Source organism: Stenotrophomonas sp. CASM106 (assembly GCF_049384825.1).
Taxonomy (GTDB): domain Bacteria; phylum Pseudomonadota; class Gammaproteobacteria; order Xanthomonadales; family Xanthomonadaceae; genus Stenotrophomonas; species Stenotrophomonas muris.
In genome coordinates this window covers 143,778-162,979 of the sequence record NZ_JBMRFS010000003.1, presented here as the reverse complement: position 1 = coordinate 162,979, position 19,202 = coordinate 143,778, and the positions used below count along the sequence as shown (strand labels likewise).

The window sequence follows — 19,202 nt, the reverse complement described above, 5'->3', positions numbered from 1 at the left end:
TGCGCCACCCGCTCCGACCGGCTCCCGCCGGCCCCGCCCGTGCCCCGCGTTCGCTGGCCCGCTGCCATGGCGGCCGCCCGCAATGATCACCGTCGGCCTTTCCACGCTGGGCTTCTGCAGCCTGGGCATGCTGGCAGCGATGTTCTCGGCACTGGCCTTCTATGCCGCCTCGCCGCACTGCCGCTGGCCCCGCCTGCGCCGCGCCGGCCGCCTCGGCCGCCAGATCGGCCTGGTCGCCGCGGCTGCCGCATTGTGGCTGTGGATGGCCGAACTCGGCTTTGCCGCTGGCCTGGTGGCGATGCTGTGCACCTGGATGCTGGCGGCGATGCTGCTGCCGGCACTGGCCGCCTGGCATCGCCCGGGCACGGAGTCGCCCTGATGTGGCCGCGCGCCTTCGCCGGCATCGTGGCCGGCTTCTTGCTGGCCGCGGCCGCGACCGGGCTGGTGACGTGGTTGCCGCCGGGCCCCTGGCAGAACGCGCTGGTGCCCAGCCTGATCACGTTCATCCCGCTGTGGATGCTGGCTGCCCTGTGGGCGTTCAGCTTCCGCAGCGCGCTGCGCGCCTGGGTGACACTGGCCGGCAGCGCTGCGGCCGGCTTCGCCGTGCTGACGCTGCTGCGCCTGACCGGCGCGGTGCAATGAGACTCCGCCCATGAAGTTCAGCTCGCAGACCCTGCGTACGTTCACCACCCTGCACACCTGGGTCGGCCTGGTTGCCGGCTTCGGCCTGTTCGTGGCCTTCTACGCGGGTGCGCTGACCCTGTTCCACCACGACCTGCCGCTGTGGCAGACGCCCGGTGCAGCCACCGCGTTGCCGGCGGGCCTGGACGATGCGCAGTACCTGCTGGAAGACGTGCTGGCGGCACACCCGGAAGCCCGCCGCCACGTCGGCATGACGTTCCCCGGCGCCGAACATCCGCAACCCCTGGCCTACTGGCAGGCCGACGACGGCAGCTGGCGCTATGCCTGGCCGGGCCAGATCGCCGGCAGCCCGACGCCGCCACAGACCGGGCTGGCCGAACTGGTCAACGAACTGCATTACAGCCTCGGACTGCCGGTGGCCGGCATCTACGTGATGGGCATCGTCAGCCTGCTGTATGGCATGGCGCTGCTGAGCGGCCTGGTGATCCACCTGCCGAAGCTGTTCGGCGACCTGTTCGCGCTGCGGCCGGGCCGCAACCTGAAGCAGCTGTGGCAGGACGCGCACAACGTGATCGGCGTGCTCAGCCTGCCCTTCCACCTGATGTTCGCGGTCACGGGCGCCCTGCTCTGCCTGGTGTTCGTGCAGATGGCCCTGCTCAATCCACTGATCTACGACGGCAAGGCCCTGCAGGCGGTACCGACTGCAATGGACACCGCGCCGGTGCGCGACGCCAGTGGCATCCCGGCACCGCCGGGCAGCCTGCGCCTGCTGCATGCGCGCGCGCTTGAAGTAGCACGCGCACAGGGCGTGGCCAACTTCGAGCCGGCCTACCTGAAGCTGGCCAACGCCGGCGATGCCAACGCCACGATCGAGATCACGGGCGAATCCACCGGCACACTCGGGCCGCTCGGTTCGGTGGCCCTGGACGTGGCCACCGGCAACGTCCTGGCCTCCCAGCTGCCGGGCCAGCGCGATGCCAACCACGCCACGCTCAGCGCCGCCTATGCCCTGCACTTCGGCGAGTTCGGCAACGGCGTGGTGGTCTGGCTGTACTTCCTGCTCGGCCTCGGCGGTGCGTTCCTGTTCTACTCCGGCAACCTGTTGTGGATCGAATCGCGGCGCAAGCGTCGCCAGCCGCAACAGCCGCGTGCCGGGGTGAACATGGCACGGGCCACGGTTGGCGTGTGCATCGGCCTGTGCGTGGCGATCTCGGTCGCTTTCATCACCGCGCTGGTGCTGGAGCGGTTGGCACCGTCGGCGGTCGACCACGGCATCCGCTGGGCCTGCTTCGGCAGCTGGGCAGCCTGTGCGCTGTGGGCTGCACTGCGCCGACCCGCGCAGGCGGCGCGCGAGCTGCTGTGGACCGCAGCGCTCAGCACTGCACTGGTGCCGGTCCTGCACGGCGCACTCAATGGTGACTGGCTGTGGCGCGCCGCCGCGCGTGGCCATTGGCCGCTGTTCTGGGTCGATGCCATCGCGCTGGCCATGGCCTTCGGCTTCGCTCGCCTGGCCGTCGCCAGCCAGCGCCGCGCCCGCAACGGCGACCCCAACAGCGTCTGGGCCAACTAAGCCTTCACCCGGCATGGCCCGGCGCTACCGCTGCGGGTGTTCTTCGCCCGGGTAACGACTCACTTCGATCAGGTTGCCATCCGGGTCGCGGAAGTACACCGATTCGATCGGTCCCAGCGCACCGGTACGTGTGGCCGGCCCCTCCTCCACCACGATGGCCTGCGCCTGCAGGTGCGCCAGCACATCGACCATTGCCGTATGCGTGACCAGGCACAGATCGGCACTGCCCGGCGTGGGTCGCAGCGCATGCGGCTGCAGTGGCGCGCTGGCCGGATGCAGGTTGATCTTCTGCTGGCCGAACTGCAGCGCGGTACGGCCAGCGCCGAAGCGCACGACCTGCATGCCGAGCACGCGCTGGTAGAAGTCACAGCTGCGTTCGATGTCGGCGACGGTGAGGACCAGGTGGTCCAGGCGTTCGAGATGGATCATGCCCAAAGCGTAGCGCCGCCGGCGTCGTCGCAATGTGCGGTGTCGGGCCGATGGCGTTGCCGCCTGGCGCCGGGCATGGCCCGGCGCCACCAGTGACTCAATCGCCGATGCGCGCCTTCTGCCACGGGCCGAGCATCGCGTTGAGCAGGCTGGCCTGCTCGTCGTCGCCGGTCAGCTCCCACATGAACACCCCGGCCAGGCCCTGCTCGCGGGCGAACCGGGCACGCAGGCCGATCGAGCGCGGGTCTTCATAGCTGATGAAGATCTTCTGCACGGCGTTGTACAGCCACGGGCTCTGCGCCTGCGGCTGCCAGTGCTTCACCCAACCCGGCTGGTCGAGATAGCGCGCCTTGATCACCCGCCAGTCGCCGGCGTCGGCCGGTGCGCTGTAGGGCTGATACAGGCCATCCGGCGCATCGCCGGTGACCTTGAAGCCGCGCCCATAGAACGGCACGCCCAGCACCAGCTTGTCGGCCGGCACACCGTGCTCGCGGTAGTACTGCACCGCGCCGGCCACGTTGTTCCAGCGCCGCAGCTCCGGCGCCAGCGGATCGGCCGGCACTTCATGCAGGGGCGCATTGAAGGTCGACACCGATGAGAAGCCGGTGCCCATGTCATAGCTCATCAGGTTGATGAAATCGAACACCTTGGCCAGCGCCGGCAGGTCGTAGCTCGCCGCCGGATCATAGGGGCCATCGGTCTGCAGGCGACCGGCGGCCAGCGCGGCGCTCAGCAGCATTGGCTGCCCCACCTTGCGCCCGTGCGCGTCGAGTGCCACGCGGAACGCCTGCGCGAGCCTGGTCAGGTTGGCGCGATCCTGCGGGCGATGCGCCAGCTCCTTCGGCCCGCCACTGACCGGGAACTCCCAGTCGATATCCACGCCATCGAAGCTGCCGGCATGGTGATCGAAGAACAGTGCCATGCATGAGTCCACCAGGCGCTTGCGGCTGGCCTCGGTCAACGCTGCATCGGAGAACCCACCCGCACCCCAGCCACCGATCGAAATCAGCGTGCGCAGGTGCGGATGCGCCTTCTTGAGCTCGGCCAGCGCGGCGAAGTTCTTCGGCGCTTCCGCGCCGACCGCGCAGCGGCCGTCCTCGATGGTGGAGAACGCATAGAACAGATGGGTCAGGCGCTCGGCGGGAATGCTCGACACCGGATAGCGCTCGGCCGAGCCGCCGGGGTAGTAGGCACCGAAGATCGGCGGCGGCGCCGGCGCGGCGCGCGCAGCGATGGGCACGGCACCGGCAATCAGCACGGCAAGGACGGCCACGGTCTGGCGGAACATGGGATCTCCCGGTTCGAAGGCGCCGCCACGTTAGCAAACCGATGTGGCTGCGGGACGGTTGTCGCGGCATGTCGTCCCGTGGACAGGCGTGATCCGCGCAACCGTGACAGAACGATGGCCACGTGGCGGCGCTCACGCACTGCAGCAGGACATGCAGCGACCTGGGTGCGCGGTTCTTCATAACAGCGAGGCAAAGAAAAAGCGGGCCGAAGCCCGCTTTTTCAATTCAGCGATTCCAGAAGCGTGTCAACCAAGGTTGACACCTACCGTAATCGACCGGAGGTCGATTACTCGGCGCTGACGGCGTCGCCTTCTTCCACGGCCTTCATCGACAGGCGGATACGGCCCTGCTTGTCGACTTCCAGCACCTTGACCTTGACCACATCGCCTTCCTTCAGCACGTCGCCGACCTTCTCGACGCGATCGCTGGAGATCTGCGACACGTGGACCAGACCGTCCTTGCCCGGCAGGATCGTGACGAACGCACCGAAGTCCATGATCTTGGCGACCTTGCCTTCGTAGATGCGGCCCGGCTCGACGTCCGAGGTGATCTGCTCGATGCGGGCCTTGGCGGCCTGGGCGGCGATGGCATTGACCGAAGCGATGACGATGGTGCCGTCATCCTGGATGTCGATCTGGGTGCCGGTTTCCTTGGTGATGGCCTGGATGGTCGAGCCACCCTTGCCGATCACTTCGCGGATCTTGTCCGGGTGGATCTTGATGGTCAGCAGGCGCGGCGCGTAGTCGGACAGCTCTTCACGCGGAGCGGTCAGGCCGTGGGCCATTTCGCCCAGGATGTGCAGACGACCAGCCTTGGCCTGCTGCAGAGCCTGCTTCATGATCTCTTCGGTGATGCCTTCGATCTTGATGTCCATCTGCAGGGCGGAAATGCCCTCAGCGGTACCGGCCACCTTGAAGTCCATGTCGCCCAGGTGATCTTCGTCACCCAGGATGTCGGACAGGACGACGAAGCGCTCGCCTTCCTTGACCAGGCCCATGGCGATACCGGCCACCGGCGCCTTCACCGGCACGCCGGCGTCCATCAGGGCCAGCGACGAGCCGCAGACCGATGCCATCGACGAGGAACCGTTCGACTCGGTGATTTCCGAGACGACGCGGATGGTGTACGGGAAGGATTCCAGCGACGGCATGACAGCCAGCACGCCGCGCTTGGCCAGGCGACCGTGGCCGATTTCGCGGCGCTTCGGGCCCATCATGCGGCCGCACTCACCCACCGAGAACGGAGGGAAGTTGTAGTGGAACAGGAAGTTTTCCTTGTACTCACCGGCAACGGCGTCAATGACCTGGCCGTCACGGGCGGTGCCCAGGGTGATGGTCACGATGGCCTGGGTTTCGCCACGGGTGAACAGCGAGGAACCGTGGGTACGCGGCAGCACGCCGGTCTTCACGGTGATCGGGCGGACGGTGTCCAGCGCACGGCCGTCGATACGGACCTTGGTGTCCAGCACCGAGTCACGCATGGTGCGGTATTCCAGCTCGCCGAATTCCTTCGACAGCTCGGCCGGGTTCCAGCCTTCAGCGGCCACGCGACCAGCCAGGGCTTCGAACACGTCCTTCTTGATCGCCGAGATGGCGTCGCGGCGCTGCAGCTTGTCACGCACCTGGAAGGCTTCGCCCAGGCGCGGGCCGATGGCTTCCTTCAGGGCGGAGATCAGCGCTTCGTTCTTGGCCGGGGCTTCCCAGGTCGACGGCTTGGTGCCGGCTTCGACGGTCAGCTCGTTGATCGCGTTGATGACCTTCTGCATTTCGCGGTGACCGAAGGTCACGGCGCCCAGCATCACTTCTTCGGACAGCAGCGCGGCTTCGGATTCAACCATCAGCACGGCGTTGGAGGTACCGGCGACGACCAGCTCCAGCTGCGAGTCAGCCAGTTCGCTGACGGTCGGGTTCAGGATGTACTCGCCGTTCTTGTAACCGACCTTGGCCGCGCCGATCGGACCCATGAACGGGGTGCCAGCCAGGGCCAGGGCAGCCGAAGCACCGATCAGGGCCGGGATGTCACCGTCCACGTCCGGGTTCAGCGACATCACCGTGGCGATGATCTGCACTTCGTTCTTGTAGTCTTCCGGGAACAGCGGGCGGATCGGACGGTCGATCAGACGCGAGATCAGGGTTTCCTTCTCGGTCGCACGGCCTTCGCGCTTGAAGAAACCACCCGGGATACGGCCGCCGGCGTAGAACTTTTCCTGATAATCGACGGTCAGCGGGAAGAAGTCCTGGCCTTCGCGCGCGCTCTTGGCGGCGACGGCGGTGACCAGCAGTACGGTGTCGTCCATCTTGACGATGACGGCGCCGCTGGCCTGACGGGCGACTTCGCCGGTCTCAAGCGTGACGGTGTGCTTGCCGTACTGGAAGGTTTTGGTGATTTTTGCCACGGAGGGTGTCCTTGGGGATGCTGTCTGCGAATTTGGACCGTCGGCGACCCTTGCCGCCAGCGGGTGGCCGGATCGTTCCGGCCTGAATCGGGGATTGCGGTACTACAAAACAAAACCGCGGCGCATCGCTGCGCCGCGGGGGATTCGTTGCTTAGCGACGCAGGCCAAGCTTCTCGATCAGGGCCTTGTAGCGCTCGACGTCCTTCTTCTTCAGGTAGTCGAGCAGGCTGCGACGGCGGTTGACCATCTGCAGCAGGCCGCGGCGGCTGTGGTGGTCCTTCTTGTGGGTCTTGAAGTGGCCGGTCAGCAGTTCGATGCGGGCGGTCAGCAGTGCAACCTGGACTTCCGGGGAGCCGGTGTCAGCCGCGCTGCGCTTGTTGTCTTCAATGACCTTCTGGGTGTCGATCGACATTTCTTTTTTCTCTGTGATGCGTGGCCGGCAGGAACGCGCTTCGCGCACCGCCAGGCTCGCCGTGGACTACGAGGATGAAACCTGCGCGAGGCAGGTTGCCGGAAAACGGCCGCGAAATTGTAACGGCCGGGGGCGTCCGGGACAAGGACCGGGGCTGAACCGGCAGGCCCCGGTCAGAGGTTGAAACGGCGCTGCGGGGCCAGCAGGCCACTCTCGTCGACCTGGCCCAGGCCCTGGACGGCATCGTCCGGACCGAACACGGCCACCAGGCCGCGCGGCCAGGACAGGTCGCGCTGGCGCTGGCCCACGCAGAACCGGTGGGCCTGGTCGGCGTCCAGGTCGACCCTCGGGTATTCAGCCAGGCCGGCCGCCAGCGGCAGCAGCAACGCGTCCATGCCAGCCTCGTCACCGGCCTCGACCATCGCCCGCAGCTGGTCCAGGGTGACCATGGCAGGCTCGCGGAACGGCTCGACCCAGAGCCGGCGCAGCGCGCTGATGTGGGCGCCACAGCCCAGGCGTTCGCCGAGGTCGCGGGCCAGGCTGCGGATATAGGTGCCGGAACCACAGGTCACGCGCAGCCGCAGCCGTTCCGGCTGCTGCTCCAGCACCTCGATGGCGTGTACCTGCACCTCGCGTTCGGGCGCTTCGATGACGTCACCGCGGCGGGCCTTCACATACAGCGGTTCACCGCCCTGCTTCAGCGCCGAATAGATCGGGGCACGCTGGCGGATGGTGCCGGTCAGCGGCGCCAGCGCAGCCTGCAGGGCCTGGGCACTGATCGCCGGCACCGGGCGCTGCAGCAGCACCTGGCCTTCGGCATCGTCGGTATCGGTGGTCTGGCCGAGCACGATCTCGGCGTCGTAGGCCTTGGCCGAACCCAGCAGCAGGCCAGCGATCTTGGTCGCCTCGCCGAAACACAGCGGCAGCAGGCCGGTGGCCAGCGGGTCGAGGCTGCCGGTATGCCCCCCCTTCTCGGCGCGGAACAGGCGGCGCGCCACCTGCAGGGCGGCGTTGGAGCTCATGCCGGTCGACTTGTCGAGCAGCAGGATGCCATCCAGGCGACGGAACTGAATTCGGGTCATGACAGGAAAGTGTTGGGACGGGCCATGCTCGGCTGCCGCAGCGCGGCCTGCATCAGACATCGCGCAGCCGGAATGCAGCAACGCCGGGCATGCCCGGCGTCGCGCGGTTATTCTTCGTCGCTCTCGCGACGCTTCTCGGCGGCCAGCGTATCGGGCAGGTCGCGCAGGATGTTGTCGATGTGCTCACCACGGTCGACCGAGTCGTCGTAGTGGAAATGCAGCTCCGGCACGTGGCGCAGCTTCATCGCGCGGGCCAGGTCCATGCGCAGGCGGTAGCCCAGTTCCTTCAGGCCGGCCACGGCTTCAGCCGAACGTTCCGGCATCAGCGCGGTGACGAACACCTTGGCATGGGCCATGTCGCGGGTGATTTCCACGTCGGACACGCTCACCGAGGGCAACCCGTGCTCGCGCACGGCGTTGTGCACCAGGGTGCCGAGTTCACGGCGCAGCTGGGCGGAGACACGGTCGGTTCGATGGAAAGTCTTGGGCACGAGGAGCTCTTGGTTCAGTTGTCGCCCGACCAACGGTCGGGCACTACCTTTGATTCGATTGTCGCCCGACCAACGGTCGGGCGCTACAGGTACATGGTGGGGCCCGACCGTTGGCCGGGCCACCTTGCAGCATTACAGGGTGCGCGGCACTTCGATACGTTCGAAGCACTCGATCTGGTCACCCGGCTTGACGTCGTTGTAGGCCTTCACCGCGATACCGCATTCGGTACCGTTGCGGACTTCCTCGACGTTCTCCTTGAAGCGACGCAGCGATTCCAGCTCGCCCTCGAAGATCACCACGCTGTCGCGCAGCACGCGGATCGGCTTGTTGCGCTTGACCACACCCTCGATGACCATGCAGCCGGCGACGGCACCCAGCTTCGAGCTGCGGAAGACGTCGCGGACCTCGGCGATACCGATGATCTCTTCGCGGATCTCCACGCCCAGCAGACCGGAGGCCACCTGCTTCACCTGGTCGATCACGTCATAGATGATCGAGAAGTAACGCAGGTCGACACCATTGGATTCGATGATGCGACGGGCCGAAGCGTCCGCACGCACGTTGAAGCCGATGACGGTGGCCTTCGAAGCGGCGGCCGAGTTGGCGTCCGACTCGGTGATGCCACCCACGCCGGAGTGGATCACGTTGATGCGGATGTCTTCGTTGGACAGCGCGACCAGTGCCTGGCTCAGCGCCTGCACCGAACCCTGCACGTCGGCCTTGATGACCAGGTTGAGGACCTGCTGGCCCTCGCCCTTGCCCAGGGTCGCCATGATGTCTTCCATGCGGCTGCCAGCGGTGGCCACCAGGCGCGATTCACGGCGCTTGGTCTCGCGCTGCTGGGCAACGTCCTTGGCCAGGCGCTCGTCCTCGACGACCACGAAGTCGTCACCAGCTTCCGGCACGCCGGACAGGCCCAGGACCTGCACCGGGATGGACGGGCCGGCGAACTCCGGCTGCTTGCCGGTTTCGTCGAACAGCGCACGCACGCGGCCGTACTGGATGCCGCACACCAGGTAGTCGCCCTTCTTCAGGCGGCCCTGCTGCACCAGCACCGTCGCGACCGGGCCGCGGCCCTTGTCCAGCGACGATTCGATCACCACGCCCGAGGCGCGGCCTTCATCGACCGCCTTCAGTTCCAGCAGTTCGGCCTGGATCGAGATGGCGTCCAGCAGGTCGTCGATGCCCAGGCCGGTCTTGGCCGAGATCTCCACCATCTGGGTGTCACCACCGAAGTCTTCGGCCACGACCTGCTCGGACAGCAGTTCGTTCTTGACCCGCATCGGATCCGCGTCGGACTTGTCGATCTTGTTGATCGCCACGATCAGCGGCACACCCGCCGAACGGGCGTGCTGGATCGCTTCCTTGGTCTGCGGCATGACACCGTCGTCGGCGGCCACGACCAGCACCACGATGTCGGTCAGCTTGGCGCCGCGCGCACGCATCGAGGTGAAGGCGGCGTGGCCCGGGGTGTCCAGGAAGCTGATCACGCCCTTCGGCGTATCGACGTGGTAAGCGCCGATGTGCTGGGTGATGCCACCCGCTTCGCCGGTGGCGACCTTGGTGCGGCGGATGTAATCCAGCAGCGAGGTCTTGCCGTGGTCGACGTGGCCCATGATGGTGACCACCGGCGGACGCTGGGTGGCTTCGCCCTGGTTTTCACCGGTCGAGGCCAGCAGTGCGTCTTCGGCGTCGTTGTCGTTGGCACGGATCGCCTTGTGGCCGAGTTCTTCGGTCACCAGTGCGGCGGTGTCGTGGTCGATGGACTGGGTGATGGTCGCCATCACGCCCATCTTGAACAGCGCCTTGACCACCTCGCCGCCCTTCAGCGCCAGCTTCTGCGCCAGGTCGGCCACGGTGATGGTGTCGCCGATCGCCACTTCACGCACCACCGGTGCGGTCGGACGCTCGAAGGCGTGCGGGCCGGCATTGTTGCCACCGCGCGACATGTCGCGACGGCCACCGGCCTGGTTGCGCCCGCCCGGACGACCCCGGGTGTTGCTGTTGTTGCTGTTGCCACGACGCGCACGGTCGGCGGCCGACAGGTGCATCTGGCCGGCGAAACGGTCACCCGGGCCACGCTCGTTGCGCGGCGCGCTGCGGTTGTTGCGGTCGTCGTTGCGCGGCGGCGGCGGTGCACCACGCGGCGCAGCCGGGGCTGCGGCCGGGGTGCGCGGCGGGCGCGGCGCGGTTTCGTCGATCGGAGCACGCTTGGGCTTGCTGGCAGCCAGCGTCTCGGCCGCCTTGGCGGCAGCCGCAGCTTCCTCGGCGGCCTTCTTTTCGGCCTCGGCGCGTTCCTTGGCGGCGGCCTCTTCCTCACGGGCACGGACGATGGCTTCGTCGCGCAGACGATCCTTCTCGGCCAGGGCCTGCTGTTCGGCAAGGTTGCGGGCACGCGACTCTTCCAGCTTGCGCAGGATGTCGGCGCGCTCTTCGTCCGGGGTCATGGCGCGAGCACCATCCTTGACGTAGGTACGCTTCTGGCGCACCTCGACATTCACGGTCGTCTTGTTGCGACCGGAATTGACCGTCACTTCCTGCTGCTTCCGGCGGTTGAGCGTGATCTTCTTCGCAGACTGATCGGTCTCTTCCGGGGCCTGCTCGGGCTTGCCGTGCGAACGACGAAGGAAGCCCAGGAGCTTCACCTTCTCGGAGCTGGTCACGACCTGGTCGGGACCGCTGAACTTCATGCCGGCACCGGCCAGCTGTTCCAGCAGTTTTTCGACCGGCGTGTTGACCAGTTCGGCAAGCTTGCGGATGGTGGTTTGCTGCGACATTCGGATCCTATGATCTTGTGGGCGCCCCCCCGCATGTGGAGGTGGCGCGGATTCTACGCCCTGAGCGGCTCAGGGCCCTGTTCATTGCCGGCTCATTCGCCGCGTTCCAGTCGGGCGATCTCCTCGGCACGGGCGGCCAGGATCAGCGCAGCGGCGCGCGCCTGATCCAGTCCTTCGATGCCGAAGTCCATGACCTCGTCGGCGGCCAGGTCGGACAGATCCTCGCTGGTACGCACGCCGTGGCCGGCCAGCGCGTATGCGGTGGCTTCGTCCATGCCCTTCAGGGACAGCAGGTCCTGCGCCGGCTGGCCGTCTTCAAGGCCTTCCTCGACTGCCAGGGCCTCATTGAGCAGCGCATCGCGGGCACGAGCGCGCAGCTCTTCGACGATGTCCTCGTCGAAACCTTCCACGGCCAGCAGTTCGCCGACCGGGACATATGCGATTTCCTCGACGGTGCCGAAGCCTTCGCTGACCAGGATGCCGGCGATTTCCTCGTCCACTTCCAGCTTGTCCATGAACAGCTGGCGGGCCGCAGCCTGCTCGGCTTCCGACTTGGCGGTGACCTGGTCCTGGGTCATCACGTTGAGCTGCCAGCCGGTCAGGCGGCTGGCCAGGCGCACGTTCTGGCCGCCCTTGCCGATCGCCTGGGCCAGGCGGTCTTCGGCAACGGCCAGGTCCATCGAGTGCTTGTCTTCATCGACGATGATCGACTGCACTTCGGCCGGCGCCATCGCGTTGATGACGAAGTTGGCGGGGTTGTCGTTCCACAGCACGATGTCCACGCGCTCGCCATTGAGCTCGTTGGACACGGCCTGCACGCGCGAACCGCGCATGCCGATGCAGGCGCCGATCGGATCGGTGCGCTGGTCGTGGGCCAGCACGGCGATCTTGGCGCGGTCGCCCGGGTCACGTGCACAGGCCTTGATTTCCACCAGGCCCTGGCCGACTTCCGGCACTTCCAGCTTGAACAGCTCGATCATGAATTCCGGGGCGGCACGGCTGATGAACAGCTGCGGGCCACGCGGCTCCGAGCGCACTTCGGCCAGGTAGCCGCGCACGCGGTCACCGGCGCGCAGCACGTCGCGCGGGATGCCCTTGTCCTTCGGGATGAAGCCTTCGGCGTTGCCACCGAGGTCGACATAGATGTTGCCGCGCTCGGCGCGCTTGACCACGCCGGTGATCAGCTCACCCACGCGATCCTTCCACGCATCCACGACCTGCTGGCGCTCGGCTTCGCGCACGCGCTGGACGATGACCTGCTTGGCGGCCTGGGCAGCGATGCGGCCGAAATCCGGGTTCTCGATCTGCTCTTCGATGTAGTCGCCGACCTCGACGCCTTCGGCTTCATCGACGGCATCCATCAGGCGGATCTGGCGGTCCGGCGATTCCATGACCACGTCATCGGCCACCACTTCCCAGCGGCGGAAGGTTTCGTAGCTGCCGTCCTTGTGGTCGATGACCACGCGGGTCAGCACTTCCTCGTCGGGATAGCGCTTCTTCGCTGCCGAGGCCAGGGCGGCCTCGATGGCATCGAAGATCACTTCACGCGGCACGCCCTTCTCGTTGGCGACTGCGTCGACTACCAGCAACAGTTCCTTGCTCATTGGCTCACTCCGCGCGCGGCTTCTTTGCCGCCGGCTCGTTGGAAGAAGAATTCGTGTTCGGCTTCGGACGCTTCGGTGCCGGACCGGTCGGCTTGCTCGGGGCCAGCCCCAGCGCCACCCAGTCGGGCATGATCCGTGCCTTGTCGATGTTGTCGGCCGACACGACCACTTCGGCCTTGTCGACGATGAAAGTGATGGTCCCCGCCGCCTCGTCGGTCGCCTCGATACGACCCTGCAGGCGACGACGGTTGTCCTGCGGCAGCTTCAGCGTGACCTTGGCCGATTCGCCGAGGTGACGGCCGAACTGCTCCAGGCTGAACAGAGGACGGTCGACGCCCGGCGAGGACACTTCCAGCGTGTAATTGCCGCTGATCGGGTCCTCGACGTCCAGCTGCGCCGACACTTCGCGGCTGACCCGCTCGCAGTCGTCGACATTGATGATGCGCTCGGGCTGTTCAGCCAGCGGCACGTCGATGTAAAGGCGCAGGGTCGCACCGCCGGGGGCCGGCAGATACTCAACGCCCAGCAGCTCCAGGCCCAGCGACACAACGGTCGGGGCGAGCAGATTCGCGATGTCGGTTGCCTTGTCGCTCACAGCCTGCCTTGATCTCTATGGTTGGGTGCCGGCCTTGGCCGGCGTGGAAACGTGACGCCCCGGAAACGACAAAGGGCCCGTTGGGCCCCTTTTCCGGAAAGACTCCGGTGACTGGATTCCGGTTGCAACCTGCATTGCCTGCCGGTTGCGGCCCTCCTTCCGGGTCCGGACTCCCGCTGGGAGGCCGCCTTCAGGGGTACTGCTAGGCCGCTGATGATAGCGACTGCACCGCGCTGGTGCAAGGTGCGGACCCGGGTCAGATCCCTTTTCCCGTGGATAAGGGATCTGACCCCGATCACGCAGAAACAACGCAGACCCCAAAGAAAAACGCCCTCGAAGCAGGACTTCGAAGGCGATCTCTTTACTTGGTAGCGGGGGCAGGATTTGAACCTGCGACCTTCGGGTTATGAGCCCGACGAGCTGCCAGACTGCTCCACCCCGCATCAGAAGCGGAATCATGAGGCATTGCTGCGAAAAATGCAAGCTTTCCCTCATTCATCGAACCGGTTGGCGCCGGTCCGACGTTGGTAGCGGGGGCAGGATTTGAACCTGCGACCTTCGGGTTATGAGCCCGACGAGCTGCCAGACTGCTCCACCCCGCACCGGAAGTGTTTGAACTGCTGCCCTGCTCTTTCGAGGAAGGCTACCGCAACGATGTTCTGGCTGAACCGCTGCAGTGACAACTCAGGCTGCGCATATTACACGAATCGCGCAGCTTTGTGTCAACTTTTATGCAAGATGCGCAAATGCCTGCTGGCACCAGACCATGATCGGGTTCCAGGCCAGGCCCAGCGCGAGCAGCGCCAGGGCATTCACGCCCAGCACCACGCCCAGCACGCGGTCGTTGCTGCGCGGCATGGCCTCGCCCACCGGCTCATCGAAGTACATGACCTTGATGAGGCGCAGGTAGTAGAAGCAGCCGACCACGGCGCACAGCACGCCGAGGATGGCCAGCCACAGCAGGCCGCCGTTGACGGCCGCGCCCAGCACCGCCAGCTTGGTCCAGAAGCCCAGGAACGGCGGGATGCCGGCCAGCGACGCCATGATGCACAGCACCAGGCCGGCCATCCACGGGTTGCGGGCGTTCAGGCCCTTGAAGTCCTCGATGTTCTCGGCTTCAAAGCCGGCACGCGACAGCGCGATGATCGCGCCGAAGGCGGCGGTGGACATGATCGCGTAGGCCAGTGCGTAGAACAGCGCGGCGGCGTAGCCCTGCGAACCGCCACCGGCGATGCCCATCAGCAGGAAGCCGATGTGCGAGACGGTGGAGAACGCCAGCATGCGCTTGAGGTTGCTCTGCGCGATGGCCATCAGGTTGCCGATGACCAGCGATACCGCGGCCAGGCCGGCAATCAGCAGCTGCAGTTCGGTCGACAGCGGGCCCACGCCCATTTCCAGCAGGCGGTAGGCCATGCCGAACGCGGCCAGCTTCGGCGCCGAGCTGATGAACAGTGCGATCGGTGCCGGGGCACCCTGGTACACGTCCGGCAGCCACATGTGGAACGGCGCGGCGCCCAGCTTGAAGGCGACGCCGGCGATCATGAACACCGCACCGGTGATCAGCAGCACGCGCTCTTCCGAGTGCGGGATGGCCTCGCGGATCACATCCAGGTGCAGGCTGCCGGTGGCGCCGTAGATCAGCGACATGCCGTAGAGCAGCAGGCCCGAGGCCAGCGAACCCAGCACGATGTACTTCATCGCCGCTTCCGACGCCAGGCCGCTTTCGCGGTTGCTGGCGACCAGGGCGTAGGAGCACAGCGCCAGCAGTTCCAGGCCCAGGTAGACCATCAGCAGGCTGCCGGCCGAGACCAGGATCATCATGCCGGCGGTGCCGAACAGGATCAGCACCGGGATCTCGCCCTGGAACAGGTCGCGATCACGCAGGTAGCGCCAGCCGTAGACCAGGGTCAGGCCGCTGAGCAGCACGATCCCGGTCTTCATCACGTCCGCGGCGGTATCGCGCACGAACATGCCATGGAAGACCTCCCCCTGCCCGCCCACGCCGGTGGCCAGCATGAACAGCACCACGGCCAGCGCAGCGAGCGAGAACAGGTGGGTGACGATCTTGTTCCGGTTGCTGACGAACAGGTCGAGGATCATCAGGGCGAAGGCGCTGCCGATCAGCACCAGCTCGGGAGCGAGCGGTGGCAGGTCAGCGGCGGTCAATGGCAGCAGCGGCGAGGTGGTCATCATCAAATCCTGGAATTACAGCAGCTTGCTGGATGCGATCTGCATCGCCAGCTTCGCGATCGAGGGCTCCATCAGGTCGGTCAGCGGCTTGGGGTAGATGCCCAGGGCCAGCACGCCGATGGCGAACACGCCCAGCACCAGCCATTCGCGGCCGTTGATGTCCTTCAGTTCGGCAACATGGCTGTTGGCCACTTCACCGAAGAAGATGCGCTTGTACAGCCACAGGGTGTAGGCGGCGCCGATGATCAGGGTGGTGGCCGCGCCCAGGGCGATCCACGGATTACGCTGGAAGGCCGAGAGGATGACCATGAACTCGCCAACGAAACCGCTGGTACCCGGCAGGCCCGCGTTGGCCATGAAGAACAGCATCGCGAAGGTGGCGAACCACGGCATCACGTTGACCACGCCGCCGTAATCGGCGATGCGGCGGCTGTGCATGCGGTCGTACAGCACGCCGACGCAGGAGAACATCGCGCCGGACACGAAGCCGTGCGAGATCATCTGCACCATGGCGCCCTGCAGGCCCAGGCGCGCGGCGTCGGCGTTGCCGGCTTCGCGCACCAGCCACAGGGCGATGAAGGTGCCCAGGGTGACAAAGCCCATGTGCGCGATCGACGAATAGGCGATCAGCTTCTTCATGTCGTCCTGCACCAGGGCGACCAGGCCGACGTAGATCACCGCGATCAGCGACAGCGCGATCACCAGCCAGGCCCATTCCTGCGATGCGTCCGGGACGATCGGCAGGTTGAAGCGCAGGAAGCCGTAGCCACCGATCTTCAGGGCGATCGCGGCCAGGATCACCGAACCGGCGGTCGGCGCTTCCACGTGGGCGTCCGGCAGCCAGGTGTGGACCGGGAACATCGGCACCTTGACCGCGAAGGCGATCAGGAAGGCGAAGAAGATCCAGGTCTGCTCCTTGGCCGACAGCGGCAGCGCGTACAGGTCGGCCAACTGGAAGCTGCCGCCCTTCATGTACAGGTAGATCAGCGCCACCAGCATCAGCACCGAGCCGAGGAAGGTGTACAGGAAGAACTTCAGCGCGGCGTAGATGCGGCGCGGACCGCCCCAGACACCGATGATCAGGAACATCGGGATCAGCATCGCTTCGAAGAACACGTAGAACAGCATCGCGTCCGTCGCGGCGAAGATGCCGACGGTGACACCTTCCAGGATCAGGAAGGCCGCCACGTACTGGTTCACGCGCTTGTCGATGGCGCTCCAGGCGCCGATCAGGGCAAGCACGCTGACCAGGGTGGTCAGCAGGATCAGCGCCACGGCAATGCCGTCCACGCCCAGGTTGTAGCCGATCTTGTACGCCGGGATCCAGGCATGGGTCTCGACGAACTGCAGACCATCGACGCCTGCGTTGTAGCCGCTCAGCAGCGAGAGGCTCGCCACGAAGGTCAGCACCGCTACGCCCAGCGACGCCCAGCGGGCGGTCTGCGCATCACGGATCGCAAGGATCAGGGCACCACCGATGATCGGCAGCCAGATGAGGACACTGAGTAGAGGCCAGTTCGACACGTCTTCTTATTCCGTACAGGTCATCAACGCAGGTAATGCATCAGCACGCCCAGCAGGGCAATCAGGCCGATGATCATCGCGAAGGCGTAGTGATAGAGGAAACCGGATTGGGTACGACGCAGCACGCCGGCTGCGACGTCCACAACACGTGCCGAGAGATTGACCACGCCGTCGACGATGTTGCTGTCGATCCAGCGCGAGACCTTGCCCAGCTTGACGCTGCCACCGGCAAAGCCATCGATCCACAGCTTGTCGAAGCCGTACTTGTTTTCAAGCACCGACACCAGCGGAGCAAAGGTCTTGCGGGCCTTGCCCGACAGGTCCGGCTTCCACAGGTAGAACAGTGCGGCCAGCAGGAAGCCCGCAACGGTCAGCATGAACGCCGGAGCCATCATGCCATGCAGCGCGAAGGCGACCGGGCCATGGAACTCCTCACCCAGGAAGCCGATGGTGTTCTTGGCCGGATCGTAGAAGTCGACGATGCCGGTGAAGAACGTGTGCGCCTGGCCCTTGATGGCATCGTGCGCGTGGTTGCCGGCCCAGTCGGTGCCGTACAGCATCGGGCCGATGCTGAAGAAACCGATGGCGATCGACGGGATGGCCAGCAGGATCAGCGGCAGGGTCACCACCCACGGGGTTTCGTGCGGCTCGTGCGGACCGTGGCCATGGCCGTGGTCGTCGTGGCCATCACCATGGTGTGCATCGCCGTGGTGGGCGTCGGCGGCGTGGTGATCGTCATGGCCATGGCCGTGATCGTCATGCGCGTCGCGGAAACGCTCCTTGCCGTGGAAGGTCAGGAACAGCAGGCGGAAGCTGTAGAAGCTGGTGACGATCACGCCACCCAGCACCGCCCAGTAGCCATAGGTGGCCACCCAGCTGTTGGACAGGTGCGCGTGCAGCTCGGCCGCCTCGATGATGGTGTCCTTCGAGTAGAAGCCGGAGAAGAACGGCGTGCCGACCAGCGCCAGGGTACCGATCCACATGGTGATGAAGGTGATCGGCATGTACTTGCGCAGGCCGCCCATCTTGCGCATGTCCTGCTCGTGGTGCATCGCGATGATGACCGAGCCGGCGCCCAGGAACAGCAGGGCCTTGAAGAAGGCGTGGGTCATCAGGTGGAACACGGCAGCCGAATAGGCCGACACGCCCAGTGCAACCGTCATGTAGCCCAGCTGCGACAGGGTCGAGTACGCGACCACGCGCTTGATGTCGTTCTGCACGATGCCGATCAGGCCAGTGAAGAACGCGGTGGTGGCACCGATGAACAGCACGAAGTTCAGCGCGGTCTGCGACAGCTCGAACAGCGGCGACATGCGGGTGACCATGAAGATACCGGCGGTCACCATCGTCGCGGCGTGGATCAGTGCCGAGATCGGGGTCGGGCCTTCCATCGAGTCCGGCAGCCACACGTGCAGCGGGACCTGGGCCGACTTGCCCATGGCACCGATGAATAGGCAGATGCAGATGACGGTGGCGATCGACCAGATCACCGGCTCGTTCAGCAGCTGCATGCCCAGCAGCGTGCCGTCCCAGATCTGCAGCTGGGCGCGCGGGTCGGCCAGCATGCCGGCCTGCGAGAACACCTGCGAGTAGTCCAGGGTGCCGAACACCCACAGCACGCCGGCGATGCCCAGCAGGAAGCCGAAGTCACCGACGCGGTTGACCAGGAACGCCTTCATGTTGGCGAAGATCGCGGTCGGGCGCTTGAACCAGAAGCCGATCAGCAGGTACGACACCAGGCCCACCGCTTCCCAGCCGAAGAACAGCTGCAGGAAGTTGTTGCTCATCACCAGGGTGAGCATCGAGAAGGTGAACAGCGAGATGTAGCTGAAGAACCGCTGGTAGCCCGGATCGTCCTGCATGTAGCCGATCGTGTAGATGTGGACCAGCAGCGACACGAAGGTCACCACCACCATCATCATCGCGGTCAGCTTGTCGACCATGAAACCGACGTGGGCCGAGTACTGGCCGACTTCGAAGAACGTGTAGATGTTCTGGTTGAACGGCTGCGCCCCGCCCCACAGCAGCTGGTAGAGCGTGTACATCGACAGGCCGCAGGCCACCGCGACGCCGAGGATGGTGATGGTCTGCGCGCCAAAGCGCTTGACCTGGCGACCGAACAGGCCGGCGATGATGCTGCCGAACAGCGGTGCGAGCACCACTGCGATCAACAGACTCTTGGAGAGAGTGATTTCCATCTG

At 65.9% G+C, this 19,202-nt stretch carries 15 protein-coding genes and 2 tRNA genes; 3 read left to right on the top strand and 14 right to left on the bottom strand.

The window, feature by feature from the left end:
* The first annotated feature begins 82 nt into the window (after positions 1-82).
* From VG556_RS08075 to VG556_RS08065, 3 genes are read left to right on the top strand one after another with little or no spacing between them, the layout of a single operon-like run.
* Entirely contained in the window at positions 83-379 is a 297-nt protein-coding gene (locus VG556_RS08075; RefSeq protein ID WP_005410439.1) for a hypothetical protein, read from the top strand.
* Positions 379-642: a hypothetical protein gene (locus VG556_RS08070; RefSeq protein ID WP_032957460.1), complete on the top strand. Its 264-nt coding sequence runs from the start codon at positions 379-381 to the stop codon at positions 640-642. The genes VG556_RS08075 and VG556_RS08070 overlap by 1 nt, the downstream gene beginning before the upstream one ends.
* A 10-nt stretch (positions 643-652) precedes the next feature.
* Positions 653-2,212 carry a PepSY-associated TM helix domain-containing protein gene (locus tag VG556_RS08065; protein ID WP_032957459.1) on the top strand — a complete coding sequence of 520 codons (1,560 nt, stop codon included), beginning with the start codon at positions 653-655 and terminating at the stop codon, positions 2,210-2,212.
* A 24-nt stretch (positions 2,213-2,236) separates the two neighbouring features.
* Here the strand turns inward: VG556_RS08065 and VG556_RS08060 are convergent, their stop codons facing one another.
* From VG556_RS08060 to nuoL, 14 genes are all read right to left on the bottom strand, one after another.
* Complete coding sequence (locus VG556_RS08060) at positions 2,237-2,641, bottom strand: VOC family protein (protein ID WP_032957457.1); 405 nt, start codon at positions 2,639-2,641, stop codon at positions 2,237-2,239.
* Between the two features lie 97 nt (positions 2,642-2,738).
* A complete protein-coding gene (locus VG556_RS08055) occupies positions 2,739-3,929 on the bottom strand; it encodes a glycoside hydrolase family 18 protein (protein WP_049405013.1) in 1,191 nt (396 codons plus the stop codon).
* Positions 3,930-4,216: 287 nt separating this feature from the next.
* The gene (pnp, locus tag VG556_RS08050) at positions 4,217-6,325 is read right to left on the bottom strand and encodes a polyribonucleotide nucleotidyltransferase (protein WP_046431803.1); all 2,109 of its coding nucleotides are present in this window, start codon (positions 6,323-6,325) and stop codon (positions 4,217-4,219) included.
* Between the two features lie 151 nt (positions 6,326-6,476).
* Entirely contained in the window at positions 6,477-6,737 is a 261-nt protein-coding gene (rpsO, locus tag VG556_RS08045; protein ID WP_005417886.1) for a 30S ribosomal protein S15, read from the bottom strand.
* Between the two features lie 173 nt (positions 6,738-6,910).
* Positions 6,911-7,819, bottom strand: a complete 909-nt coding sequence (gene truB, locus VG556_RS08040; protein ID WP_014647857.1) for a tRNA pseudouridine(55) synthase TruB — start codon at positions 7,817-7,819, stop codon at positions 6,911-6,913.
* A gap of 107 nt (positions 7,820-7,926) precedes the next feature.
* Positions 7,927-8,310: a 30S ribosome-binding factor RbfA gene (rbfA, locus tag VG556_RS08035; RefSeq protein WP_005410447.1), complete on the bottom strand. Its 384-nt coding sequence runs from the start codon at positions 8,308-8,310 to the stop codon at positions 7,927-7,929.
* Between the two features lie 132 nt (positions 8,311-8,442).
* On the bottom strand, positions 8,443-11,088 hold the full coding sequence (gene infB, locus VG556_RS08030; protein ID WP_100450408.1) for a translation initiation factor IF-2: 2,646 nt from the start codon (positions 11,086-11,088) through the stop codon (positions 8,443-8,445).
* Between the two features lie 92 nt (positions 11,089-11,180).
* Positions 11,181-12,692, bottom strand: a complete 1,512-nt coding sequence (gene nusA, locus VG556_RS08025; RefSeq protein ID WP_014647859.1) for a transcription termination factor NusA — start codon at positions 12,690-12,692, stop codon at positions 11,181-11,183.
* 4 nt (positions 12,693-12,696) lie between these two features.
* The gene (rimP, locus tag VG556_RS08020) at positions 12,697-13,287 is read right to left on the bottom strand and encodes a ribosome maturation factor RimP (protein ID WP_014647860.1); all 591 of its coding nucleotides are present in this window, start codon (positions 13,285-13,287) and stop codon (positions 12,697-12,699) included.
* Between the two features lie 366 nt (positions 13,288-13,653).
* Positions 13,654-13,730: transfer RNA gene (locus VG556_RS08015), tRNA-Met, on the bottom strand.
* 82 nt (positions 13,731-13,812) lie between these two features.
* Positions 13,813-13,889 (bottom strand) — tRNA-Met (locus VG556_RS08010).
* 127 nt (positions 13,890-14,016) lie between these two features.
* Positions 14,017-15,477, bottom strand: a complete 1,461-nt coding sequence (nuoN, locus tag VG556_RS08005) for an NADH-quinone oxidoreductase subunit NuoN (protein WP_049404613.1) — start codon at positions 15,475-15,477, stop codon at positions 14,017-14,019.
* Positions 15,478-15,492: 15 nt separating this feature from the next.
* A complete protein-coding gene (locus tag VG556_RS08000) occupies positions 15,493-17,001 on the bottom strand; it encodes an NADH-quinone oxidoreductase subunit M (RefSeq protein ID WP_019660580.1) in 1,509 nt (502 codons plus the stop codon).
* Positions 17,002-17,024: 23 nt separating this feature from the next.
* A complete protein-coding gene (nuoL, locus tag VG556_RS07995; protein ID WP_046431809.1) occupies positions 17,025-19,199 on the bottom strand; it encodes an NADH-quinone oxidoreductase subunit L in 2,175 nt (724 codons plus the stop codon).
* Positions 19,200-19,202 lie beyond the last annotated feature (3 nt).